The organism is Pseudomonas sp. P1_C12 (genome assembly GCF_056406435.1).
Genome location: NZ_JBFUAE010000025.1, coordinates 44,541 through 68,790, shown reverse-complemented (window position 1 = coordinate 68,790; position 24,250 = coordinate 44,541). Strand labels below are relative to the sequence as shown.

Below are 24,250 nucleotides of genomic sequence, written 5' to 3'. Positions count from 1 at the left end.
GTACTGTCACAACCACCGCGCGAAAAATCCGTCATGACATGTCATGACCTCCTTCAGAAACGGACTTTGACCAACAAATACGGGGTTTAAAGGACGAATGGTCGAGAGGCGTCAAGCGCGGGGAATTGCCGGGAGTTTGCAGCCACTACAGGCTTTTCAGGCAGGCACGTTCGTCGCGGTGCAGTGAACTTCACTCTCATCACGTGTCACATTAGGTCCTTGTCAAGCGAACTACAGAAGAGGTACAGCCTTATGAGCATGGCCACAATTGTCAGTGCCGTGATTTCCAGTCTCGCACCCAGTGTCTTCGACCAGAACAGCCTGCAAGAACCCGGCGCGCATGTCTCGGCCGTTGAATACCACTACGGGATGGACATCGATGTGAAACGCGTACTGCAGCGCACCGATACATCCGACAAGACCGGCGTGGTACCGGTGACCCTGGTCTACGAAGACAGCGAGGGTGAGGTTCACAAGATCCGTTTCCTCGAATGGGGTGCAAGCCCTGCCGCCCCCACCAGCATTGCCTGATCCGCTCGCSGAYAGGSTTCCGGGCCTCGCCTGCSCCCCAGAAGCGGAAGTCAAACCTCATAGGCACCCAGTGCGGATGATGTTTGTTGTTACCTGAAAATTAAAATAATCGAATGATTAAAAGTTCATTCGTGAAAATCACTATTATCTTGGCCGCGTCATGCCGCAAGATTAATTAATAGTAATTACTGRATCTTGACTGCCATCAGCAACGGCAAACTCCAATTATGCCGTGCCGAGAGCCAAGTCGATTCACTATTACAACCAAGAGGTCACCATGGAACTTAGTATGTTTTCTTCGTCCACCGTGGAATATGTGCGTTTGGGCGTTGTATATTTTCATCTTATCGCCTGCTGCGTGGCAATCGGGCTGGTTTTGACCAGTGACATTGCAATGGTCAAGCAACTCCTGAAGGGCGATGCATCAGGTCACCATGATGACGCGCACATGGACAGTCTTCAAAAAACCGTATCGCTTGCACTTGTCGCGCTCTGGATTACAGGCATTGGTATTGTCGGGATCGATTATGCCGGCAAGGGGATGGAGTATTTCCTCAATCCAAAATTGCAAGCCAAAATCGGCATCGTTGTGCTGTTGACCGTTAACGGCTTCGTGTTGCATCGCGCTGTATTGCCGGCGCTGAAAAAAGCCGGTTCGTTACTGAAACTCTCCTTCAGCCTGCGCATGCTGGCGCTGTTCTCGGGGGCGTTCTCTGGCGTGTCGTGGTTCTATGCCGCCATGCTGGGCGTTGGTCGTCCGCTGGCCTGGAAGTACTCCCTGGTGGAGTTGCTGGCAGCCTATCCGGTGCTCATCGTCGCTGGGTTCGGGATGATGGTATTGCTCACTGCCTGGGCCAAAAACAGAGACACCGAAGCGCACATGGAGCAAGGCACCAGGACTCCAGGAAACGCCGCCCTGGCTGGCTGGTAATTCCAGGTTGAACAAGGACGTTCAGCGCTAGCCAATGAATCCCGCTTTAACTGTTAATAAAGTCTCACTTGAGGATATCCAAATGAAATCCATGAAAGTTCTCTTCGTAGTCGCCACTCTGACCGCTTCTTCTCTGGCGATGGCCACAGGTGGCGGTGATCGGACCTTCGCACGCATGGAGTCGGCCCGGACAGTCTCGATGAAAGCCTTCCAGGTTGCCCAGAAACAGAAGGCTGAAGCCGCTGTAGCTGAAAGCAAAGCCAAGGCAGCAGACCGCACCAACAGCTGATCTGTGGTGCGGCCTCAAGCCTCGAATGCAGCACCCAAGCCAGCTGACCTTCACGACAGGGTCATAACGGCAGGGCAAGCCTTGCAGGTTGAAGAATGCCCGTATCGTGAGATACGGGCATTTTTTATGGGGCCAGTATTTTTCGCTCTTGATGCGTGACCGCCCTGGTTTTCCTGAAGAAAATACCGTAGACAATCGACAGCACCAGCAGAAACGGCACACCGAACACCAGGGTCATCTTGAAGGCTTCAGTGAAGTAGGTGGTGATCATCACCGCCCCCATCAGCACCAGCCCCAGCAATGTGCTGTAGGGAAAGAGACGCATGCGGAACGACAGTTTGCGGTTGCCATTGCGTTCGTGAAAACGACGGAAACAGAAGTGCGTGAGGAAGATCATGAACCAGGTAAAGATCGCGCCGAACATCGAGATCGCCATCATCAGGGTGAACGAACTTTCCGGGTACAGGATGTTGAGCAAGGTCGCCAGGGCGATACCTGAACTGGAGAGCAACAGCGCGTTCAGCGGGATCCCGGTCTTGCTAAGCACACCCATGGATTTTGGCGCGTAGCCGGCACGGGACAGGCTGAACATCATGCGCGTGGTGATGTACAGCTGACTGTTCATCGCCGACAACGCCGCAATCAGGATCACGAAATTCATCACGCCGGTGGCGCCGGGAATGCCGATGGCTTGCATCACCGTGACGAACGGACTCTGGGCATGGCCAGCCTGGACCCAAGGAACGATTGCCAGCATCAATGCCAGGGTCAGCAGGTAGAACACCACCAGGCGCACGATAGTCCCGCGAAAAGCTTTCTTCACCGCTTGTTCCGGGTCTTTTGCCTCTCCGGCAGCCACCGCGATCATCTCCACGCTCAGGTAGCTGAAGATCGACACGATCACCGCGATCCACATCCCTTGCAGTCCATTGGGGAAGAAGCCGCCGTGAGCGGTGTAATTGTGCACGCCGTAGTCCGGATTGCCGGAACCGAACACCACATACACCGCCAGGATGATGAAGCCGACAATCGCGCCGATCTTGATGGTCGAGAACCAGTATTCGAAAGTGCCGAAGGTCTTCACGCTGATGGCATTGAGCACGATCAGCACGCTGGAGAACGAGACGATCCATATCCACTCCGGCACGTTGGCAAACCAGTACTTCATGTACATCGCCACCGCCGTCACTTCCGTGCCCACCGCGAGCACAATCGCCGCCCAATAGGCATAGCGCACCAGGAACCCGGCCAAGGGGCTGACATAAAATTCGGCGTAGGCACCGAATGAACCCGAGGTCGAATGGGCCACGGTCATTTCGGCCAGGCAGCCCATCAGCAGCAAGGTGATGATTGCGCCGATGGCGTAGCTGAGCAGTACGCTCGGCCCGGCATAACCGATGGCATAGGCGCTGCCCATGAACAGCCCGGTGCCGATTGCACCGCCAATGGCGATCATGCTCATCTGCCCCGACGTCAGCTGACGCCGCAGGCCGTGTTCACGGTTGGATATCGTTTCGAAACCGGAGTTATCGGTCATTTTTATGTCCTCTGGATTTTGTCTTTCTTGAAGAGCACGTCGTGGGTTTAACGGTGGGGATCAGCCACGCACAGCAGGACACGGATCAGAAAATACTCAGTGGATACTCGATGATCACCCGGACTTCGTTGTTGTCCGTGGTGTCGGCACGGGCGACCTGCGCGGTGGAACGCACACTGGCCTGACGCACGCGTATTGAAAGATCCCTGGCCTTGCCCGACTGCACGACATAGCGTGCCTCGAGGTCGCGCTCCCAGCGCTTGCCGTCATCGCCGTAACGTCCATAGGCGCCAATGGGTCCGCCGTCGTAATGGCTGTCATCGATATGGTCACCACTGACGTAACGCGACATGAAGCTCAGACCCGGCACGCCGAAAGGTGCCATGTCCAGGTCATAACGCAGTTGCCAGGAGCGTTCGTTGGGGGCGTTGAAGTCGAGGACCTGAATCGAGTTGGCGAGAAAGATCGAGGTGCCCGGTTGCTGATCGAACCCCAGGTAATCGAACGGCTCATCGCCATCGACCCGCTGGTACGCCAGGGTCACTCGATGGGCGCCGAACCTGTACGCGGTGGCCAGCGACCAGGTGGTGTTGTCGATCTTGCCGGCCAGGCTCTGGCCGCTGTCGTTGGTGCGATAGAGATTGAAATCCAGGTTCAGCGACTGGCCTTCGCCAAGGGCAAAGGTGTAGTTGGTATTGGCGTAGTACTGGCGCCAGATGTCGGTGAACTGCGAACCGTACAGGCTGACACTCAGTTGATCGCTCAGGGCATAACTGCCGCCCAGATAATCGACGCTGCGGGTTTCCACGCCGGCGTACAGCGCTTTGAGCGCGCCATTGGCATTGGTCGAATTACTGTCGTTGCCAGCGGTGAAGTGACCGATGTCCAGTTGCAATGCCTTGAGTTCATTGCTGGTCAACTGAAAGCCGGTGGCAACACTGGTGAACAGACGCGCATTGCCAGTGCCGAACACCGGGTTGAGCGGTGTCAGGTTGCCGTACTTGAGCTCGGTCTGCGAAATCCGCGCCTTCACCGCACCACCCGCTTCGGAATACTCATCCTCGGGACGGCCATCGGCATCGACCGGCAGCAAACCCGTGCCCGTGCGTCCCTTGCCACTGTCGAGCTTGAGGCCCAACTGCGCATAAGCATCGACCCCGAACCCCACCGTTCCCTGGGTGTAGCCGGAGCGGTAATCGAGCATGATCCCGTGGGCCCACTCGTCCCGATAGTTCTGACCGCCCGGGTTGTTGAGGTTATTGCGGTAGAAATAGAAGTTACGGTTGGTCAGGGTCAGGCTGCTGTCTTCGACAAATCCGTTGTCGGTTGCGGCACAGGCCATTTGGCCCAGGCAACTGGAGATGGCGAGCGGCAAGGCAGGCCAGAGGGACAGTTTCATTCTGCGTGCTCCTTATTATTGTGATTGCAGAACTGATGATTGGGCGAGAGAAACCCCGCCGCGGGGAAATACCCGCAGCAGGAAACGGACGCCGCAGGGTTCAGGTCACGCTGTGACGAACCTGGAATTGCGCTTGCGACCAGGTGTTCTGGTCGAGGATCTCGCCGAGAATCTGTACCGCATCCCAGACTTCGGTGAAGGTCGTGTACAGCGGGGTGAAACCGAAACGCATGATGCGTGGCTCGCGGTAATCACCAATCACGCCACGCTCGATCAGGGCCTGGATCACCGCATAACCTTCGGGGTGTTCGAAGCTGACATGGCTGCCACGCCGGGCGTGCTCACGCGGCGTGATCAACTTCAGTTCGTGAGCCGCGCAACGCTGCTCGACCAATTCGATGAACAAGTCGGTCAGGGCCAGGGATTTGCGGCGCAGGCTGGCCATGTCGGTCTGGGCGAACACGTCCAGGCCGCACTCGACCATCGCCAAAGAGGTAATCGGCTGGGTGCCGCACAGGTAGCGCGCGATGCCGCTGCTCGGCTCGTAATGCGACTCCATGGCGAACTGCCGCGAGTGGCCGAACCAGCCGGACAGTGGCTGCGGCACCAGATCGCACAACTGTGGCGAAACCCAGACAAAGGCCTGCGAGCCCGGCCCGCCATTGAGGTACTTGTAGGTGCAGCCGATGGCGTAATCGGCACCCGCCCGATGCAGGTCGACCGGTACCGCGCCCGCGGAATGGGCCAGGTCCCAGATTGCCAGCGCGCCACATTCGTGAGTCAGCGCGGTCAGGGCCTGCATATCGTGCATGTAGCCGGTCTTGTAATTGACGTGGGTGAGCATGACCACTGCCGTGTCCTGGTCAATCGCTTGCGGCAACGCTTCAGGACTGTCGACCAGGCGCAGGGTATAACCCTGTTGCAGCATCTGCGCGAGGCCTTCGGCGATGTACAGGTCGGTGGGGAAATTGCTCGACTCGCTGACGATCACCCGTCGCTGCGGCGACCTGGTGGCCTGTACGCGCAAAGCGGCGCTCAGCACTTTGAACAGGTTGATCGAAGTGGTATCGGTCACCACGACTTCACCCTCCCCCGCACCGATCAAGCCCGCCAGGCGGTTGCCCAGACGCTCGGACAGTTCGCGCCAGCCTGCGCTGTTCCAGCTGCGGATCAAGCCATTGCCCCACTCCTCGGCGACCACCGCTTGCGCCCGCGCCAATGCAGCGACCGGCCGCGCGCCCAGGGAATTGCCATCGAGATAAATAACGCCCTCGGGGAGCGCAAACTGCTGGCGCAGGGGTGCCAGCGCGTCCTGGGCATCAAGTGCCAGGCAACTGTTTCTTGTCGTCATCGGGTGTCCTGTTTTTTGTTATGCGACGCCATCCGGGCAGGTTGCATCAGCCGGTTCAGGCGCCCTGATTCAAGGCGCTTCACTTGCCTTTCGGTGGAGAGATAATGAACGAACCTTTGAAGAATTTTCGTGCAAAGTAACCGGTCATGTAGTAGTTATTTCGCAGAATATTCGAATCAAACCCCAATAAACGCGGATTTATTCAAACCATGAATCTTGACTCGACAGACCTGCGAATCCTGCATCAATTGCAACAGGATGGCCGCATCAGCAATCAGGAATTGGCGGAGAAAGTCGCCTTGTCACCGTCGGCTTGCCTGCGTCGTTTGCGCCTGCTGGAAAGCGAAGGAATCATCACCGGCTATCGCGCGGTGCTGAACGCCGAACGGCTGGGCATTGAACTGGAAGCCATCGTTCATGTGTCGCTGCGACAGGACGTCGAGGACTGGCACGAGACCTTCATCAAGAAGGTTCAGCAGTGGCCGGAAGTGGTCACCGCCTATGTGGTTACCGGGGCGAGCAACTATGTGTTGCGGGTACAGGCCCGCAACCTCAAACATTTCTCGGATTTCATCGTCAACCACCTCAACCGCACCGCCGGCGTCACCGATATACGTTCGGAAATCGTCCTGCAAAAAATCAAGGAGCGTGAGCAATTGCTGGATCTGGTGGTACGCAAGTAAGGACGCCGACCTTCAAAGCCCGTGCAGGCGCCGGGCTTCGTTGCGCTGCAACGTCATGCTCGGGGTTTCGTCGAACAGCTTGCGGTACTCGGTGGAAAAACGCCCCAGGTGCATGAACCCCCAGCCCATCGCGATCCCGGAAATATTGCGTGCCGAACCGTGCTCAAGAATCTCCTGGCGCACGGCGTTCAAGCGGTACTTTTTCAGGTAGACCATTGGCGACATGGCGAAGTACTTCTTGAACGCATCGAACAACTTGAAGCGCGAAACGCCGGCAGCGGCCTCGATGTCCTCCAGATGCAACGCTTCGCGGGCGTTGTCGTGGATGTACTGTCGAGCCCTGATCAGGTAGTGCGGCAACTTCACGCCCAGCACGTCCCGCAGCGCCTGCGAATAGTTGTTGGGCTGGGCCAGGATCAAGCCTTTGATCAGCGAGCTTTCAATGTCCCGGGTGAAGGCCACCTGTTCGAAGAGTTCGCTGCTGCGCGCAAGCTCGTCGATGAAGTAACGCGCCATGCGCCACCACGACGCCGATGCGCCATCGATCGCATCCATCACCGGCTCGAAGCGCAGCGGCGCGTCCAGAGGCCGTTGCAACATCCCCTCCAGCGCTTCGCTCATCGCGATACGCGTAATCACCACCTGAACCTTGCGACAGTCACCGGAGATCGCCAGCAGCTGGTTTTCATTGGGCGACACGATGACCCCTTGATCGCGGTCGGACCTGAGCACGCTGCCATCCTTGCTCAGCTCCTGTTGGCCCACCAGCGGCAAGCTCAGGCTGTAGCTGCTGAAGTGCTCGGCGTCTTCGATATCGATGGTGACATCGGTGCCGTATTCGATAGTACCCAGGGTGGTGGCCATCGATTTGAACATGTTGGCGTTGTGATGAAAGCGAATCCGTTCGGGGGTCGCGCTCACCAGTCGATGGGGCCCGCAGATACCGGACATCCAGCTTCTGGCGGCCTCCAGGTCATCGCTGTCGACACGAATGTCGCGAAACTGCGGATCCACTTTGCTGCTCATCACGGTGCACTCACAGGCAATATTTTCGGCGCGCTCTGACGGCGCGTACCAGGCGGGAAAGGAGCAACTTCCACGCCATAAATCGTCGGCGCCCACTTAACGGATAGTGATCGGTAACTAAGCGGATAAGACATGGCTGACAAAGCCGCAAAAGCACTCGATCAGCACTCGGCGCATTGCAAAACAGTATCTGATTGGCGCAATCAGGTGCAGCCGTTTATCACCTGGTGCGGGATTTGTGTCATCGCTGCCCAACCAACTGTTACCGGCCCCCCAATTTTACGGACTGCCTTCGCCAACTTATCGGATAGACCGCCACCCGCCCCGCTCCTCTAATGAGCGCACCGATTAGCCCAATAAAAAAGGTGCACACCATGAGTGGCGAAAAAAACGTCGAGCAGTGGAAAGCGTTTATCCAAAGCTGCCTGGATTTCCGCCCGGCAGAGGGCGTATTCCGCATCGCCCGGGACATCTTCACCGAGCCGCAGCTGTTCGATCTGGAGATGGAACTGATCTTCGAAAAGAACTGGATCTACGCCTGCCACGAAAGCGAGCTGGCCAACAACCACGACTTCGTGACTATGCGCGCCGGCCGCCAGCCGATGATCATTACCCGCGACGGTGATGGTCAGCTCAATGCGCTGATCAATGCCTGCCAGCATCGCGGCACGACGCTGACCCGCGTCGGCAAGGGCAATCAGTCGACCTTCACCTGCCCGTTCCATGCCTGGTGCTACAAAAGCGATGGTCGCCTGGTCAAGGTCAAGGCGCCGGGCGAGTACCCGGAAGGCTTCGACAAAGCCACCCGCGGCCTGAAGAAAGCCCGCATCCAGAGCTACAAGGGTTTCGTCTTCATCAGCCTGGATGTGCACGCCGACAACAGCCTGGAAGACTTCCTCGGCGACGCCAAAGTGTTCTTCGACATGATGGTCGCCCAGTCACCGACCGGTGAGCTGGAGGTACTGCCCGGCAAGTCGGCCTACACCTACGACGGCAACTGGAAACTGCAGAACGAAAACGGCCTCGATGGTTATCACGTCAGCACGGTCCACTACAACTACGTGGCCACGGTGCAGCACCGCCAGCAGGTCAACAGCGAGAACGGCACCGCCGCCAGCGGCACCCTCGACTACAGCAAGCTCGGCGCCGGTGATGCCAATACCGATGACGGCTGGTTCGCCTTCAACAATGGCCACAGCCTGCTGTTCAGCGACATGCCCAACCCGTCGGTGCGCTCCGGCTACGCGACGATCATGCCGCGCCTGATCGAAGAACACGGCCAGCAAAAGGCCGAGTGGATGATGCATCGCCTGCGTAACCTGAATATCTATCCGAGCCTGTTTTTCCTCGATCAGATCAGCTCGCAATTGCGCATCATCCGCCCGGTGGCATGGAACAAGACCGAAATCGTCAGCCAATGCATCGGCGTCAAGGGCGAGTCCGATGCCGATCGCGAAAACCGCATTCGCCAGTTCGAGGACTTCTTCAACGTCTCGGGCCTGGGCACACCGGATGACCTGGTGGAGTTCCGTGAAGCCCAGCGTGGCTTTCAGGCGCGCCTGGAACGCTGGAGCGATATTTCCCGCGGCAGTCACCGCTGGGCCACTGGTGCCACGCCCAACAGCGAAGCGATCGGCATTGCCCCGGCCATGACCGGCACCGAATTCACCCACGAAGGGCTTTACGTCAACCAGCACCGCAACTGGCAGCAATTCCTGCTCGATGGCCTGGACGCGAAATCCCTGAAACTCCGTGAGGTGCAATGATGAATGCGCAATTGCAGTACCAGATCGAACAGTTTTTCTATCGCAAGTCCGAACTGTGCGACGCTCAGGACTGGGATGCCTACATCCAGCTGTTCGCCGAGCACAGCGAGTTCCACGTGCCGCAATGGGACTCCGAACACGTCTACACCCGCGACCCCAAACGCGAAATGTCGCTGATCTATTACCCCAATCGTTCAGGCCTGGAAGACCGCGTGTTCCGCCTGCGCACCGGCAAGTCCGCGTCCTCGACGCCAATGCCGCGCACCTTGCATCAGATCAACAACGTGCGGATCGGCGAGCTTGCAAACGGCGAGCTGGAGGTGCGGCTGAACTGGCACACGTTGTACTACCGCCTGGCGACATCCGAGCAGTTTTTCGGCCGCGCGACCTATCACCTCACGCCACACGCCGATAGCTGGCTGATCACTCGCAAGCATGTGCTGCTGCTCAACGACACCATCAACTCGGTACTCGATTTCTACCACATCTGAATCCAAGGAGACCGGGGCATGAACCATAAGGTCGCGTTCAGCTTTGCCGACGGCAAAACGCTGTTCTTTCCCGTACAACCCAACGAAATCCTGCTCGACGCCGCCCTGCGCAATGGCATCAACATTCCCCTGGATTGCCGCGAAGGCGTCTGCGGAACCTGCCAGGGGCGTTGCGAGTCGGGCGATTACAGCCAGGACTATGTGGATGAGGAAGCCCTCTCCAGCCAGGACCTGCAACAACGCAAAATGCTCACCTGCCAGACACGGGTCAAATCCGACGCGGCGTTCTATTTCGACTTCGCCTCCAGCCTGTGCAATGCCGCCGGCCCCGATCAACTCACGGCAACGGTCAGCGACGTCAAACAGGTCTCGGCCAGTACCGCGATCCTGCATCTGGATCTGGGTCAGGTCGGGCAATCACTGGATTTCCTGCCGGGACAATACGCCCGGTTGCGGATCCCGGGCACCGAGAACAAGCGCTCTTATTCGTTCGCCAATCGGCCGAGCGCCAGCAATCAGCTGCAGTTTCTGATTCGCCTGCTTCCCGACGGGGTAATGAGCAACTACATCCGCGAACGCTGTCAGGTGGGCGACCAAATCGTTCTGGAGGCACCGCTGGGGGCTTTTTATCTGCGACACGTCGCCAGGCCGCTGATCCTGGTGGCCGGTGGCACCGGTCTTTCTGCATTGCTGGGCATGCTCGACGAGCTCGCCGAACGCGGCTGCGAGCAACCCGTGCATTTGTACTACGGTGTGCGCGATGCGACCGACCTGTGCGAGCAGGCGCGCATCCACGCGTATGCGCAACGCATCCCGGGGTTGCGCTACACCGAGGTGGTCAGCGAGCCGTCACCGCACTGGACCGGCAAGCGCGGCTACATTGCCGAGCACTTCGACGCCGCTGAACTGCGCGATGGCGAGGTTGATATGTACGTCTGCGGGCCACCGCCGATGGTTGAGTCGATCAAAACCTGGTTACAGGCCCAGGCACTGGACAGCGTGCACCTGTACTACGAAAAATTCACCGAGAGTAATGCCTGACATCGCTCACCCGAATGGGGCGCCGGAACCGGGAGCCAGGTTGGTGCCCGGTTCCGGCGTCCACTTCGGATCTGTTGAATGGGTTACCCGCGTTGCGACGTACTCAGCGGCCGCAGAATCGCCCTGACCGGACTGGCGTCCAGATGAGCAAAGCGCAGCGGCAAGGCGATCAATTCATAATCGCCTTCCGGGACATCGTCCAGCACGATGCCTTCAAGAATCGCCATGTGATGGCGGGCCACGGCACCGTGTGAATCCATGGTCCTGGATTGCTGGGGGTCCAGTGAGGGCGTATCGATGCCAATCAACCGCACACCAAGGCTCGCCAGCAAGTCGATGGTTTCCCTGGCAACGGCCGTGAACCCTGAATCCCAGGCTGTCAGCGGCGCTTGTCGATAGGTGCGCAGCAGCACGCGCTCGGGCACGTCGTGCAAACGTCCTTGCAATTGCCCGGGCTGCACCAGTTCGCCGCTGTCCAGACAATGCAAAACGCGGCAAGGCCCGATATAGACGTCCAACGCCACATCGCCAATCGGCGCACCATCAGCGCTGTAATGCAGCGGTGCATCGACGTGGGCGCCGGTATGCGGCGACAGGGTGATGCGTCCGACATTCACCGGACACTCGGGACCGTAGGTCCAGACGCGTTCCTCCTGGAACGGCGTGTCACCCGGCCAGGTCGGCGTTTCGGTACTCAAGGGTGGACTGATGTCCCACAACGTTGTTTTTTTTGTCATCGCAATGCTCACCGGATTTACCGAGTGAAATGATACGAGCGACAGCGGTGAAGATTCGTGCAAAAACCTTGGGTAACCGTGTGGGCTTTCGCACAAACCGCCGTGGATGAGCGGGATTGCGGCAGGAAATTTCAACGCGTGTCGCTTTCACAAAGTTCGGTGCAGGGCTCTCTCAAACGCCATACCCGCCCTTCTTGTGGCGAACGACGATATGGATCAGCTCTCAGCGCAAATGCTGGAGTCCTGACTGGACTCAGCAGCCAGTTTCAATCGGTCCGCTTTACTGATGTATTTTGACTTGCTTTTCGGTGCCAATTTGGCACTGGCTTTTTTGGCGTTAGCCTTTAACAACTGGTTTATTTTTTTACGACGGTTCATGTTTTCCTACTCCTTTTGCAAGTGCTTGAATGATATCAGCTTAAAGTATCGGGTCAGATCCCTGTGGTGCGCACTTGGTGCATAACGCTGGAAACAGGCGGTGAATCGCCCCTGGATACCAGTCATGAAGGAGCAATCGCGATCTGCGCTCTGGGCAGCTTCGACAAGACTGAACTAGTTTTACCTGCAAGCTTCGAGTGCCTGGCGCTTTTCCCGCATCGGCATCGTAGTGATGCGGTACCGTAAGCCCATTTGTACGCGGTACCTTTGGGGAAGAAGCAGTGCTCGGCGTGAGTCTCCTGACTTTATTCCTGATAGCGATCCACTGCCTGCCGGCAAGGAGTTGTGATGCGCGCTACAGCGTTTTCAGTCGGTGGACCTGCCCCTTGGTTCCATTGCCGCACTCAACAAAGAGAGCGCTTTTGTTTCGACACCATTGGCGGTCGGTATGTAGTGCTTTGTTTTTTTGGTTCTGCGGCTGATCCTGCATCAATTAAAGTTCTGGAGGGTGTTCGGGCCCATCGCCAGCGGTTCAATGACGATCACGTCTGCTTCTTTGGTGTTTCCGTAGATCCCGAGGATGAAAAGCTGAAGCGGGTAGAAAGTGCGATACCTGGCATGCGCTTCATCTGGGACTTCGATCGGTCAGTCAGTCAGCTCTACGGTACATTGCAGCCAGACGGCAGCATCAGGCAAATGACCTGCGTGCTGGATCCTGCGCTGCGTTTCCTGGCCATCATCCCGATAGAGGCACCGGTTGATAACCATATACCCTCGTTAATGCGCTTTCTGGATAGATTACCCGCACTGGCTGCGCCACATGCCGCCACACCACACGCCCCTGTCCTGGTGATTCCCCGTATATTTGAGCCCAAGCTGTGTAAAGCACTAATACGTTATTACGACGAACGTGGCGGAGAGGAATCCGGGTTTATGATGGAGCAGTCGGGTAAAACCGTCTACATCACCGACCATGGCCACAAGCAACGTCGTGACTGCGTTATTGAAGACAAGGCTCTATCCAAAGCATGCTCGCTGCGTATAGCCGACCGTTTGCTTCCAGAGCTACACAAAGCGTTCCAGTTCAATGCCACTCGAATGGAGCGCTATCTGGTGGCCTGCTACAACAGCGATGAAGGCGGGCATTTCCGGCCCCATAGGGATAACACCACGAAGGGTACAGCGCATCGCCGTTTTGCCGTTTCCCTGTTTCTTAATTCCGGAGAGTACGAAGGCGGTTTTCTGCATTTTCCAGAGTTTGGAAAAGCGCTTTACAGCGCTCCAACAGGAGGGGCTGTGGTGTTTTCGTGTTCACTTTTGCACGAAGCCACGCCTGTAACCCAAGGTCGCCGCTATATGTTTCTCCCGTTTCTATACGATGATGCCGCTCGCGTCATTCGAGAAGAGAATCTCCCATTTATTGGAAGCTGACTCGTGTGCAACACAACTCAGCTGTCATTACAGACGGCCTTGAATGCCAGCTCGTTGTCAGTGCAGTCGGTACATCGAGCGCCTTTCAAATTTCTCCACCTGAGGAGTGCATCAGGGTAACGGGTGCCCGCAAGTGCTAAGCACCTAGCTGCTTGATCCAGTCCAGGCTCGCAACGGTAGAGACGGAAGGACGGTATTCACACCCGATCCATCCTGGGTAGCCACGCTGCTCCAGCGCCGCGAACAAGGCAGCAAAGTCGATGCTCCCCGTTCCCGGTTCGTGACGACCCGGACAGTCAGCAATTTGCACATGGACGGTTCGGTCATAAAATCGAGCCAGAACATCTGCTGCGTCTGCGGTCAAAAGCTGGGCATGGTAAAGATCGAGAATCAGCCCGACACTCGGGAAGGTCTCCAGCACCTGTTGCGCCCTGCTGAAGTCAGACATGTAGTAGCCCGGCATTTCCTTCGAACTGATCACTTCGATCAGGGGCCGCAACCCCTGATCTTCGAAGTACTTGACTGCATACGCAAGGTTGCTCCCGAAGATAAGCGCAGCCTCATCCTGCGTCGTAACTCCAGACATGATGTGGACATCCGAACAAGCCAGCACCTTTGCATAACGGGCGGCCTGGACCAGGCCAGCGCGAAACTCTTCTTCCTTGCCTTGCAGGGCTGCAATGCCTTTGGTGACGCCCGCCGGTGCAGCGAACTGAATCAGAGGAAGAGCGTATTGAGCCAAGTGGTCGGCCAGGAGACTGGCGTCGAATTCATAGGGCGACGGAAACTCCACCGCCCGAAATCCAGCGGCGGCGGCGGCTTCGATGCGTTGCAGAAAAGGCAATTCATTGAATTGAAAACCGAGATGAGCATTGAACTTGAGCATTGGGTAAACATCCATCCTGGGAAGAAACGAAAAGCCTGGAACATCCTTTGTGGCTCCGACACTACACTATCGTAAGTGGTCCATACAGACAGACCAGAGCGAGCCAGTGCCTACCCTGCGTCGCTCATCATCGAAAACCGGGCGAAACAAATCAGATCGCAGATCTTCGACTGACTGGCTACCGCATTACATCGTGCGTCCACCAGCGGCCACTGGAAAACAGGGGCTTATCGCAATGCATTCCCACGAGAAATAGAAAACCGCGCAGCTTGTTGTCGATTTCACAGCGTCCGGTTCGACTATCTATCAGGGAATGGTCCCAAGGGATCGCAGATTTCCCTGCCTGAACTTTTTCATCCGGATGAATCAGGAGAAGAACATGCGCACACTCACCGTTGCCGCGTTCGTGAGTCTGGACGGCGTCATGCAAGCGCCCGGCGGGCCTGAAGAGGACACCAGTGGTGGATTCCGCTTCGGTGGCTGGATCGTCCCCTACGCCGACAAAACCACCGGTCAGGCCGTACAGGACCTGTTCTCCCAGCCGTTCGAGTTGCTGCTGGGACGTCGTACCTACGACATCTTCGCCGCCTATTGGCCACACATTCAGGCCGACTCCACTCACCACACCATTGCTGATCTATTCAACGGCGTACCCAAGCACGTGGCCACCCATCGCGCCGATTCGCTGGCCTGGCAGAACAGTCATGCGCTGCAGGGCAACCTGGTCGACGCGATCAGCGCGCTCAAGCGCCAGGACGGTCCTCAGCTACTGACCCAAGGCAGCGGCGAACTGGTGCGCCAACTGCTTGCCGCCGGCCTGGTGGACGAGTTGCGGCTGATGATTCATCCCATCCTGCTGGGGCGCGGCAAGCATTTGTTCGACGACAATGCACAAGCGTCGGCCTTCACCTTGCTCAACTCGATCAGCTCGCCCGGGGGCGTGCTGATCGCCCGTTACATCCGCAGTGGCGAGGTGCGCACTGGCACATTCGAGGGCGTCAGGCAGCGATAGCCTGCGCCCCTGGCAAGCGGCTCAAAACCCTGTGCCCGCCTCGACACCAACGGCCCAGGTGAAATTAAGCCTGGGCTAAGGTTGCCTCTGTTAGTCTTCGACGCTTTTAAGTCGTCGAGCATTTCGAAGATGGGTAGTGTCGATACAAACGCCAAGCCACCGTTCAGCATCGTTCTGGTTAATTACAAAACCCTTGATTTGACCAGGATCTGCCTGGACCTATTGCGCGAGCCTGTACGCAAAGCCGCAATCCCGGTCTGGGTGGTGGATAACGGTTCGGCGGACGCCAGCGTCGAGTATTTGCGCTCACTCGACTGGATCAATCTGGTCGAACGGGATGCCCCCACCAAAGAGCCGGGCCACATCGCCCATGGCAAGGCGCTGGACATGGCACTGACCAGGGTTGATACCGACTATCTGTTCCTGATGCACACCGACACGTTTGTCTTCGATGCAAACGTCTTCGCGATGATGATGGACCACTGCACAAAAGATCGAAACGTCGCAGCGGTCGGTTGCACGGAACAACTCAACCGCGGACTGCCAAGGACCGTGTGGCGCTTCACTTCACGCCTGCTCAAGCACCATTACCGGCGCCTCAAGCAATCGCTCGGCCTGCGATCAAAAGAGCCAAAACCCTACAGAGAAACTTACTTGAAAAGCTTTTGCACGCTATGGAATTGCAGGCTGATGAAGCAGCAGGGTCTGCATTTTCAGATCGACGACCGTGTGCCCGGTTATGAGTTGCAAGACCGGGTGATCGGACTTGGCTACAAGGTCGTGTTTCTGTCGCCCGGCAAAATCTTCAAGTACCTGGACCACGTCCAGGCCGGCACCGTTGCCGCTGCTGGCGGTTATGGCCAGGATCATCGACGGACCAAGATGTACCAGGACATTCTAAAGCGCTTCAGTGCAACCAACTAGATGTCTTGAACAAACCTGCGCCCCCAAAAAAGCCCACTGACCGTTGTCGGTTCAGTGGGCTTTTTCGCATCAGGCTAACGCTGATTCACTGCTTCATGATGTACGTCGCCAGGCTCTTCAGGTCGTCCGAACTCAACTGCGCGAACGGTGGCATGGGCACATCCCCCCACTTGCCGCTACCGCCGTGCTGAATGCTCGACATTACCCGGGCCAGTGCCTGCGGGTCATTGGCATACTTGACCGCCACATCGTGATAGGCCGGGCCGACGACCTTGTGGTCGACCGCGTGACAGGACAGGCAGGCGTTGTCCTGGAGCAAGGCCGAGGCGACTTTCGCTACCGACACCGTCGGTGGCTGATCCGTCGGCGGGTTCGAGGCCGCCTGAACATCGGCATCGCTCGCCTGGGCACTGCCGTAGGTCACTGCCAGATAGGCGCCGATCACCTTCACCTCCTGGTCGCTGATCGGCGCACCGTACACCTGCTGCATCTTGCCTGCTTCAGCAGTCCATTGCGCCAGGCTCATGCCAGGCGGCTGGAAGTTGATGTAATCGGCCGAATGGCATATCGAACACTTCTGCTGCGCCAATGGGTAGCCCGGCAACGTACTGGGCTTGAGCGCCGCCGTTTCGGGCGGCAAGGTGATCGACAGTGGCGCTGCACCCGCCATGCTGGCCAGACCAACCTGAACCGCGCACAGCACGGTGCTCATGAGTTTCACAAGTTTCATGCAGTCCTCCTCAGGCGACGGTCACGTGGCTGGTTTCGACGACGTGGCGGCGGTAGCCACCGGGGTTCCAGTCCGCCTGCAGCGGCTGAGTCTCGCCCGCACTGTTGCTGGCCCGTACCATCAACTGCGTGGCGCCCTTGCTGGTAAAGGTGATCGGCAGTGTCCACTCACGGAAGGAGAAACGGCCAAGGTCCTGCCCAAGCGCAGCTTCGCGCCAGATTTTTCCGCCGTCGATCGACACCTCCACCTTGTTGACCCCAACGCCACCGTCGAACGCGATGCCCTTGAGCACCACGCTTTTGTTCAGCGGCAATACATCGCCGTGTTTAACGCTGGTGATGAAACTGCGCACCGGCAGCCTGGAAATCGGCCGGGTTTTCGCCGCCGTGGTGCCGGGGGCAATGCAGAAGCAATCGTTATCCGGAACCCGGTACGCCTTGGCCATGAAGAAACCGTCATAGGTATGGTCGATGACCTCGATCTCACTCAGGTGCTTGACCCAATACGTGCCGAAATAGCCCGGCACCACCAGACGAATCGGGTAACCGTTGAGAAATGGCAGGTCGGTGCCATTCATCGACCAGGCAATCATCGGCTCGCCGTCCATGGCATGGCTGATGTCCAGCGCCTTGATGAACTCCGGCGTGCTCGGCAGCACGGGTTTGTCGAGCCCACGGAAAGTCACTTGCGCGGCACCGGCTTTCACACCGGCCTTTTCCAATACCGCCTTGAGCGGCACCCCCACCCACCGCGCATTGCCCATCGAGCCATTGCCCAACTGGGCGCCAAACACCCGCGGCATCGAGAAGCCACGGCTGTTACCCGAACATTGATTGACGGCCACCACTTCCACCGGTTCGGCGAGGGCCTTGAGCTCGGCAAGAGATAGCGACAGCGGCGTATCGACCGAACCCTTGATCGTCAGACGGTAGCTGTCGGGATCGATGCTGGTCGGGAAATTGGCCAGGTGATAACGCACGAAAAAGGCGTCATTGGGCGTGATCGGCCCTTCGTTGAACACCGGGAACGGCGTCTCCAGGTGCGGCGGTCGAGTGGTCACCAGGGTCAACGGGCGTTTTTGCGGGTATTGCACCAACGGTCGTGGGCCAGCGGCAAAGGTCACTTCTTCAGCGTTTTCGTCTGCTGCCTTGGCTAGGTTTGCCAACGGCGAGGCCGCCAAAGCCAAAGTGAATGCATCGCGTAAAACCCGCCGGCGGCTCGGCTGGTTGCTGTCTACGAAACTGAACTTCATTCTGCGCTCTCTCTGATTGTTTTATTGAGATGCAACTGACAGTCCCCCATCAGAGTAGTGAGGCAGGACTTCATGTGCCAATGCGGTTTCGCTTTACGGTTCGAGGTCGGTAAACAAACCAGTATCGTCACGTGCAAGCGGGTTGCTTCACATTAAGCGTCAGTGACTTGGCAATTGATGACAGGGGCTGCCGAAGCGTGCGGCATAGAGAGCAATGCTGTTCAGTTAAGCGAATGTGGTCCTCTGTAGGAGCAGCCGGTCGACGCTCGATTGCTCGCGATGGTCGATAACGATAACGCGTGTGAACCGGATAAACGCGGCGTACTTGAGTCCATCGCCAGCAAGCTGGCTCCTACAGTTTCCCGGGATTGCGTGAAGAACCCAAAAAAAGCCCACTGACCGTCGCCGGTTCAGTGGGCTTTTTCACATCAGGCTAAAACCGCCCTCGCCTGCTACTGCGGATCTACCTGATCCAGCACGCGGTTCACCGATAGTTCCGCCAAGGCAATCATCTGTTGAACCCCCAGTGCCAAATTACATTTTGGGCCAGAGAGGATAAAAGCCAGTTCACTGGCCATGACACTGGCCGAGGCAAGGGTTTCACAGGCATGAACCAGGAGGGTCTCGTTGTTGACGTTGGGGGCGATGGTGAAGATGGGGTTGGGACGGCGGTCGGTCATTTGGGGCTTGCGAGATGAGGACTCGGAATCGGCGTCTATCTGCGCGTCCGTTTCAGGGGGATTCGGAGTTGGTTTTATCATTGTGAAGCTCCTATGAAGTGAGCCCCTCCCCATCCGCTACCACGCAAAATAGGGAGACGGCTGTACACAGGGTGGTAGACCGGTCATAGGAACCCGGCAGGCCGAAGCCTCCCATGCACAGCCGCCACAAAGCAGCCAGCACAAAAAAACGCCCTGAGGCGTTCTGGGTCTATGAAGAAACCGGGCTACCACACCCGTTCGCTGAATTGGCAGCGACGGGCCAAGGTTAGCGAGGTGAGTTGTGAAGTGCAAGCCCCATGGAATATGGAAAAACTTGAGGCTAATTACCGCTTTCAAACCAACAAAAAGTCATCAAAAGCCTGGCGGGACGCTGCATATTTACCTAGCAATAGGTGATCTGAGAACACTGACACTGAAAGTGACAACACCGATGCCTGACAGCAAAGGCATCGGTGTCTCTTGCCTGCTCTGGCAGACCGTTGGGGTCAACTCATCTCTGGAACGAGATGACTCATGAACGTCAGGTTTTCAATAGCGCACATATACTCGGAGAATCTCGGATCTCCATCGTTGAACGCCTTTGCCACTTTTTGTGCGTTCTCAAGACTGTCCCACATTGCCAAGTCCGCGAAGATTCGGTCGTCGCTCATAGGGCAGTACGCGTGGTACTCAATCAAACCCGGAAAGGTCTTTAACGTTTCACGAAGCCTCGCGCGAAGTACTGGCACTTGCGCAACGCATTCCTGTTTGACCTTGAAAATGGCTAATTCGAGTACATGAGATGAGCGCTGCATAGGGATGACCTGCTGTGTGTTTGGAAGTCCCAATTATCAGTAGCTCATACTGACAGCGTAGTGTCAGTAGTGGTGATCGCTTTCCACTGGCTTGCCTGGTGCTTCATATACGCTTGGAGATCAAGGGCAGGATTGTCGGGTGATGGTCGTTGAGCAATAACGATGGAGGCTATACGATCGACCCGAAAATCGCGGTAAGCCACCCTGGTACTACACCAGCTTCCAACCGTCCACTTTCCTCCCCAGTAGAAAAGGCCAAGGGGGGAAATGAGGCGTTGCGAAACCGCACCGTCCAGGCTGGTATAAGTTATCTTCAGCGCCTGAGCGTTTTCGATGGCATTTCGAAGGGTTGCCAAATGACCACGCGTCGAGGAAGGTGTTGTTCCAAGTGCCCTGATTTTTGCCGCGCTGGGGTCAACCTTATGATGGACTATGGACGCTGAGATTTTGCTCAACAACATCCTCGCAGCAGCACTTAGATCGTTATCGGCGGAAGCTGAGAGCATTTCCATCCCGAGCATCAATGCATCCAGTTCGAGTCTGTTCAACGTTAACGGCGGCATCTCAAAATCGGCATCCAAGGCATACCCCACGCCAGCGGTACCATAGATTGGGATTCCACTGAAGGAAAGGTCGTCGACGTATCGATAGATTGAGCGAACGGAAACGCCAATTCGGCTAGCCAGTCGTTCAGCAGAGATTGGCTGATGGACACGAATCAGATTTACCAATTGAAATAAGCGATCAGCTTTACGCACCAGGTGTGCTCAACCAAGAGTCCTTTGCAAGCTCAATGGCCGCGTTAATGGCGGCCCGAGCTTGGGGGCTATTCTTCCAGCAAGTCGATCCCACTGCTGCCGATGCCTCAGCCAGGATGTCACAAGCATTCGCTTTACCGAGCACAGCTAGCGAGTCAATGCCCATCTGCTCAAGGCGAGCGATAACAGCCGGCCCTACGCCCTTCAGGGCCAACAAGGCATTATGTTCCGTCAGTGGAAATGGCATCCGTAAACTCCTGTAATCGGCCAATGAGGCAACCGGAGTTTGCCCGACGCAAGAGGGCATCTCAATAGATGGACTCCATCGCTCTAAGCGCAGGCATCAGGCAGGTGGGTTCAGCGTAAGCGTTCAGCGATCACACCTTCCCAGTTTGCAACGCGTCGTTGGTCGATCCCGCTATCATGCAGGGCGTAGATCACGAATGTAGATAACGCTATGCCAAGATTGTCATTCGCCGTCAGAATTTTGTTCGCATGCTGCCTTTTAATCGCAACCGTTAATCACATCCGTGCAGACGTTTCGTATGGATTGCTCTGGGACTACGGATACGGGTCTGGCACTTACTTGGCCAGCCGTATTTTCTGGGGGGCGCTTACGTTTTTTGACCCGCTTGCAGCACTGCTACTTTTCCTCAAGCCAAGAGCCGGAATCGTGCTTACGATAGCGATTATTTTGGTCGACGTAACCCATAACACTTTTTACGTCGCATTGAAGCAACAGTGGCTGGAGCCGTTCTACCTGTCCCAGGTAGCTTTCCTTATCGTAGTATCCCTACTCTCACCCATCGCTTGGAATGGCCCTATTCGGGACGTAGCGCGCACTAATCCAGTCCGACTGTGATTCGCTCCATTTATGAGGTAGAAGCTCTTCGATCTCACTCGCCCGCTGCGTCGGAAGGCGTGTCAGAACGTCTTTAAGATAAACATACGGATCATGCCTGTTGATCCAGTCTGCGCGCATGAACGGGCACGATCCATACACCTATCTGAAAGACGTCCTCAGGCGCTTGCCAACCCAGCGCGCCAGTCAGATTATCGATTTGCTGCCACATAAGTGGGCTCGTTAGGCCTCGCCGTGTGTACGAGTTTGACTTTGCTTAGGGACGTGCCTCCAAAGCTGCGTGAGCGCCAAAGAAGCAAGACTCGCGATAATGAGCGCAAGTGAGCTTATTCCAATGCTCAACCCCCAAAAGTCGATCAAGTAACCTGTTAACACCGGGATCGCCCCAGCAGGCACATACCCTCCCATGTTGAACACTGCGTTGGTTTCGGCTCTGCGCTGCGCAGGCACGCGGTCAGCAATAAGGATCAGTCCACCTAACTGGCCCAAGCCTTGACCGGCGCCCGCCAACAGAGCGGAAACGATCAGCCATGGAGCGGAACCGCTTTCCAGCGCGATCCACACGAAAATCATTGAGAAGACAGTACCGATCCCGCTAAGCAAAAACACGGTACGGCTGCTGTATCGCTTCGCCGCAAACTGCACACCTACGGCGACGAGGAACATTGAAAAGGCCATACAACCCGTGACAAGGGGACTATTCACGCCTAGAAAAGTCGCTATCAGCTTGGGGCCGAGCGACAGGATGAATGATGTCGAAGTTATTCCAGGGCCGAAGAACGCTATCCCCAATAGCACGATGCCGAGGTTTTCCTTAGCGACGGTGGGCAAGCGCGCTTTAAACGTACCGCCCCCAAGCTTTTGGTTTTTTTGATTGAGTAGCGCTAGGAGCGCCACGCACAAAATCGCGATTTCCACTCGGAAGACTGTGTGGATCGGGTTCGGAAGATATTGCGCAACGACCCCTGCCAATAGCGGCCCCGTGCCCGCTCCGGCCACCATCGCGACAGATGCCATTAGCGAAGCAAAATGCTTGCGATGAGGCTGAGCATGCTCGACGACATTCGCCATACCCCCAGATACAACGAGGCCCACCGAAACGCCGGTGAGGAAGCGTGCGAGCATCAAGACGCCGATGCTGTGCGCTTGATCGAACAGAATCGCTGCAATGATAGCCAGCCCCACACAGGGTAGAAGCAAGGCTTTGCGCCCGTAGTGGTCGGACAGCTGCCCAGCGACGGTGAGAGTTAGAAGAAGACCAATGATGTAGCAGGCAAAAATTACGGTTAGCACCCCCGACGCGAAGCCGAGGGACTGCTGCCAAAAGCTGTAGAGTGGCGTAGCGGCATTTGAAAGTATAAAAATCGCGGTCACGATCCAAGCTGTACGGTACACAGCCATTGAGCTTTTTATGGGATGGGAACTGCTCATTGGTGAAGGGCCTCTCAGTGGGCAGGAATTCAATTCGGAGCCCAGAGTAGAGGTATGTTTCGTGATGGCCCATTCATCAAAATCACAAACCAGATGTGAAAAAATTCACAGTTCCTGTGCCTGCACTAATCCCTCCATGAGGAAATCAAGCACCGCCCGGATTTTTAGAGAGCTGCGTAAATCTTCATGAAACGCGAGCCAGATGGGTAGTTCCAGCGGTGTGTGATCCATATCAACCCTTGCCAGCCCATATTCTTTGCCTAAAAAATCCGGAAGGAAAACTATGCCAGCATTGCCTACGGCAGCTAATGCCTGGATGCGCAGGTCGTTGCTGGTGACGGAAAGCGGTCTTCCTTCCAGCCGATCCAGGAGCCATTGCTGCTGTACCGAATCCTCCATGCTACGGTCGTAGCCTATGAACTCGAACTCTTCAGGTTCACGTTGACTAATGTAGTCCTCGCTAGCATGAGGGTAAAAACGCAATGAGCCGAGACTTTTGGCGACGACACTCTGTTCATCCGGCCTGCTGAAGGTAATGGCAATATCGGTTTCTTTCCTTGCCAACGACGCAGTGGACTTGGCTCCGACGAGCGTCAGCTGCAACCGGGGATAACGCTCGCGCAATACCCCAAGTCGCCGAGCTACCAACGTTCCGAGGTATGCAGGAGGTGCAGACAAGATCACCGCACCCTCAATACGGTTTTCTCCCCCGTCAGCGAATCGCCTGAGCGCAAGTGACGCAGACTCCATCTGCGCTGCATATGCACCTACCCTCACACCATCCTCGGTCAGTTGGTAGACACGACCCCTACGATCTACCAGCTTCATGTCCAAAGAGGCTTCAAGGGCAGCTATTCGGCGAGCCACAGTCGCGTGCTCCACCCCCAGCGAGCGAGCCGCAGCGGCTAAGGAGCCCTCATGAACAAAGGCAAAGAAAAAACGGAGGCTGTCCCAGTCAAGCATATTGGTCATCAGAGTGTGGTTAGGAGTGGATTTACAGCGAGCGAAAAGCGTAGCTTACCGATAAATCAGGTGGCGCTGCCGCATATAGCTTGGACTTAATTTCGTCCCCATGTTCTCCGCCCCAAGAACCGCTTGGTGATTACAGCGATCACGACGGGCATGGAATATTTAGTCCCCCCGGGGTCTGTAGAGCAATGGGCAAAATCGCGGGGGATATCAGGGGGCCCTTGTCCTTCCATCGGCGCTCCGACTTCGACTCCACTGCTCACTCCACGCACTTCCATTTGCACCTAACGCATCGCTTCCAGCATCCCCGACGCGGCTG

The 24,250-nt window shown here is 56.8% G+C and carries 25 protein-coding genes and 2 pseudogenes; 11 read left to right on the top strand and 16 right to left on the bottom strand.

The genetic code is table 11. The features are described from left to right. Positions 1 to 252 precede the first annotated feature (252 nt). From AC1D19_RS28255 to AC1D19_RS28245, 3 genes are all read left to right on the top strand, one after another. Positions 253 to 531, top strand: coding sequence for a DUF2790 domain-containing protein (locus tag AC1D19_RS28255; RefSeq protein ID WP_477765323.1), 279 nt, complete (start codon positions 253 to 255; stop codon positions 529 to 531). A gap of 277 nt (positions 532 to 808) precedes the next feature. After that, positions 809 to 1,462 carry a hypothetical protein gene (locus AC1D19_RS28250; RefSeq protein WP_477765322.1) on the top strand — a complete coding sequence of 218 codons (654 nt, stop codon included), beginning with the start codon at positions 809 to 811 and terminating at the stop codon, positions 1,460 to 1,462. Positions 1,463 to 1,544: 82 nt separating this feature from the next. Continuing rightward, positions 1,545 to 1,751 (top strand): co-regulatory protein PtrA N-terminal domain-containing protein, encoded by a 207-nt coding sequence (locus AC1D19_RS28245; RefSeq protein WP_477765321.1) that lies wholly within the window; start codon positions 1,545 to 1,547, stop codon positions 1,749 to 1,751. Positions 1,752 to 1,875: 124 nt separating this feature from the next. Here AC1D19_RS28245 and AC1D19_RS28240 read toward each other — a convergent pair whose 3' ends face one another. From AC1D19_RS28240 to kynU, 3 genes are all read right to left on the bottom strand, one after another. After that, positions 1,876 to 3,288: an amino acid permease gene (locus tag AC1D19_RS28240; RefSeq protein ID WP_477765320.1), complete on the bottom strand. Its 1,413-nt coding sequence runs from the start codon at positions 3,286 to 3,288 to the stop codon at positions 1,876 to 1,878. 85 nt (positions 3,289 to 3,373) lie between these two features. Then, entirely contained in the window at positions 3,374 to 4,687 is a 1,314-nt protein-coding gene (locus tag AC1D19_RS28235; RefSeq protein ID WP_477765319.1) for an OprD family porin, read from the bottom strand. A gap of 100 nt (positions 4,688 to 4,787) precedes the next feature. Further along, positions 4,788 to 6,038 (bottom strand): kynureninase, encoded by a 1,251-nt coding sequence (gene kynU, locus AC1D19_RS28230; protein ID WP_477765318.1) that lies wholly within the window; start codon positions 6,036 to 6,038, stop codon positions 4,788 to 4,790. Between the two features lie 209 nt (positions 6,039 to 6,247). Between kynU and AC1D19_RS28225 the strand changes: the two genes are divergently transcribed. Then, positions 6,248 to 6,721 carry an Lrp/AsnC family transcriptional regulator gene (locus AC1D19_RS28225; protein WP_108218106.1) on the top strand — a complete coding sequence of 158 codons (474 nt, stop codon included), beginning with the start codon at positions 6,248 to 6,250 and terminating at the stop codon, positions 6,719 to 6,721. 12 nt (positions 6,722 to 6,733) lie between these two features. On the opposite strand, the gene AC1D19_RS28220 is transcribed toward AC1D19_RS28225, so the two are convergent. Then, a complete protein-coding gene (locus AC1D19_RS28220) occupies positions 6,734 to 7,747 on the bottom strand; it encodes an AraC family transcriptional regulator (RefSeq protein ID WP_477756297.1) in 1,014 nt (337 codons plus the stop codon). Between the two features lie 374 nt (positions 7,748 to 8,121). Between AC1D19_RS28220 and antA the strand changes: the two genes are divergently transcribed. From antA to antC, 3 genes are read left to right on the top strand one after another with little or no spacing between them, the layout of a single operon-like run. After that, entirely contained in the window at positions 8,122 to 9,513 is a 1,392-nt protein-coding gene (gene antA / locus AC1D19_RS28215; protein WP_477765317.1) for an anthranilate 1,2-dioxygenase large subunit, read from the top strand. Then, positions 9,513 to 10,004 (top strand): anthranilate 1,2-dioxygenase small subunit, encoded by a 492-nt coding sequence (antB, locus tag AC1D19_RS28210; protein ID WP_477765316.1) that lies wholly within the window; start codon positions 9,513 to 9,515, stop codon positions 10,002 to 10,004. Before antA ends, antB begins: the two co-directional genes overlap by 1 nt. Positions 10,005 to 10,022: 18 nt before the next feature. Further along, positions 10,023 to 11,045 (top strand): anthranilate 1,2-dioxygenase electron transfer component AntC, encoded by a 1,023-nt coding sequence (gene antC / locus AC1D19_RS28205; RefSeq protein ID WP_477765315.1) that lies wholly within the window; start codon positions 10,023 to 10,025, stop codon positions 11,043 to 11,045. 83 nt (positions 11,046 to 11,128) lie between these two features. On the opposite strand, the gene kynB is transcribed toward antC, so the two are convergent. Beyond that, positions 11,129 to 11,782: an arylformamidase gene (gene kynB / locus AC1D19_RS28200; RefSeq protein WP_477755813.1), complete on the bottom strand. Its 654-nt coding sequence runs from the start codon at positions 11,780 to 11,782 to the stop codon at positions 11,129 to 11,131. Positions 11,783 to 11,998: 216 nt separating this feature from the next. Beyond that, positions 11,999 to 12,160 (bottom strand): DUF2986 domain-containing protein, encoded by a 162-nt coding sequence (locus AC1D19_RS28195; RefSeq protein ID WP_108218102.1) that lies wholly within the window; start codon positions 12,158 to 12,160, stop codon positions 11,999 to 12,001. Positions 12,161 to 12,508: 348 nt separating this feature from the next. Here AC1D19_RS28195 and AC1D19_RS28190 point away from each other — a divergent pair, with 348 nt between their 5' ends. Continuing rightward, positions 12,509 to 13,591, top strand: coding sequence for a 2OG-Fe(II) oxygenase (locus AC1D19_RS28190; protein WP_477755815.1), 1,083 nt, complete (start codon positions 12,509 to 12,511; stop codon positions 13,589 to 13,591). A gap of 136 nt (positions 13,592 to 13,727) precedes the next feature. Here AC1D19_RS28190 and AC1D19_RS28185 read toward each other — a convergent pair whose 3' ends face one another. Then, on the bottom strand, positions 13,728 to 14,477 hold the full coding sequence (locus AC1D19_RS28185; RefSeq protein ID WP_477765314.1) for a hydroxypyruvate isomerase family protein: 750 nt from the start codon (positions 14,475 to 14,477) through the stop codon (positions 13,728 to 13,730). 379 nt (positions 14,478 to 14,856) lie between these two features. Between AC1D19_RS28185 and AC1D19_RS28180 the strand changes: the two genes are divergently transcribed. Both AC1D19_RS28180 and AC1D19_RS28175 read left to right on the top strand, forming a co-directional pair. Beyond that, entirely contained in the window at positions 14,857 to 15,489 is a 633-nt protein-coding gene (locus AC1D19_RS28180) for a dihydrofolate reductase family protein (RefSeq protein ID WP_477755817.1), read from the top strand. A gap of 129 nt (positions 15,490 to 15,618) precedes the next feature. After that, positions 15,619 to 16,413, top strand: coding sequence for a glycosyltransferase family 2 protein (locus AC1D19_RS28175; RefSeq protein WP_477765313.1), 795 nt, complete (start codon positions 15,619 to 15,621; stop codon positions 16,411 to 16,413). Between the two features lie 85 nt (positions 16,414 to 16,498). Here the strand turns inward: AC1D19_RS28175 and sorB are convergent, their stop codons facing one another. The 7 genes and pseudogenes from sorB to AC1D19_RS28140 form a co-directional block, all read right to left on the bottom strand. After that, positions 16,499 to 17,143, bottom strand: coding sequence for a SorB family sulfite dehydrogenase c-type cytochrome subunit (sorB, locus tag AC1D19_RS28170; RefSeq protein WP_477765312.1), 645 nt, complete (start codon positions 17,141 to 17,143; stop codon positions 16,499 to 16,501). 10 nt (positions 17,144 to 17,153) lie between these two features. Then, the gene (gene sorA / locus AC1D19_RS28165; RefSeq protein ID WP_477755820.1) at positions 17,154 to 18,395 is read right to left on the bottom strand and encodes a SorA family sulfite dehydrogenase catalytic subunit; all 1,242 of its coding nucleotides are present in this window, start codon (positions 18,393 to 18,395) and stop codon (positions 17,154 to 17,156) included. A gap of 452 nt (positions 18,396 to 18,847) precedes the next feature. Beyond that, a complete protein-coding gene (locus AC1D19_RS28160; RefSeq protein ID WP_477765311.1) occupies positions 18,848 to 19,156 on the bottom strand; it encodes a DUF6124 family protein in 309 nt (102 codons plus the stop codon). A 446-nt stretch (positions 19,157 to 19,602) separates the two neighbouring features. Continuing rightward, on the bottom strand, positions 19,603 to 19,911 hold the full coding sequence (locus tag AC1D19_RS28155; protein WP_477765310.1) for a hypothetical protein: 309 nt from the start codon (positions 19,909 to 19,911) through the stop codon (positions 19,603 to 19,605). Positions 19,912 to 19,955: 44 nt separating this feature from the next. After that, positions 19,956 to 20,669 carry a helix-turn-helix transcriptional regulator gene (locus AC1D19_RS28150; RefSeq protein WP_477765309.1) on the bottom strand — a complete coding sequence of 238 codons (714 nt, stop codon included), beginning with the start codon at positions 20,667 to 20,669 and terminating at the stop codon, positions 19,956 to 19,958. Further along, complete coding sequence (locus AC1D19_RS28145; protein ID WP_477765308.1) at positions 20,662 to 20,916, bottom strand: helix-hairpin-helix domain-containing protein; 255 nt, start codon at positions 20,914 to 20,916, stop codon at positions 20,662 to 20,664. Before AC1D19_RS28145 ends, AC1D19_RS28150 begins: the two co-directional genes overlap by 8 nt. A 552-nt stretch (positions 20,917 to 21,468) precedes the next feature. Next, positions 21,469 to 21,636 (bottom strand): annotated as a pseudogene (locus AC1D19_RS28140) (transposase domain-containing protein); the annotation flags it as partial. On the opposite strand from AC1D19_RS28140, the pseudogene AC1D19_RS28135 reads away from it, so the two are divergent. Beyond that, positions 21,632 to 21,757, top strand: a pseudogene (locus tag AC1D19_RS28135) (transposase domain-containing protein); the annotation flags it as partial. The pseudogenes AC1D19_RS28140 and AC1D19_RS28135 sit on opposite strands and share 5 nt — an antisense overlap. Here AC1D19_RS28135 and AC1D19_RS28130 read toward each other — a convergent pair. Next, positions 21,754 to 22,962, bottom strand: a complete 1,209-nt coding sequence (locus tag AC1D19_RS28130; RefSeq protein ID WP_477765307.1) for an MFS transporter — start codon at positions 22,960 to 22,962, stop codon at positions 21,754 to 21,756. The pseudogene AC1D19_RS28135 and the gene AC1D19_RS28130 sit on opposite strands and share 4 nt — an antisense overlap. A 105-nt stretch (positions 22,963 to 23,067) precedes the next feature. Continuing rightward, a complete protein-coding gene (locus AC1D19_RS28125) occupies positions 23,068 to 23,934 on the bottom strand; it encodes a LysR family transcriptional regulator (protein ID WP_477765306.1) in 867 nt (288 codons plus the stop codon). Positions 23,935 to 24,250: the final 316 nt, after the last annotated feature.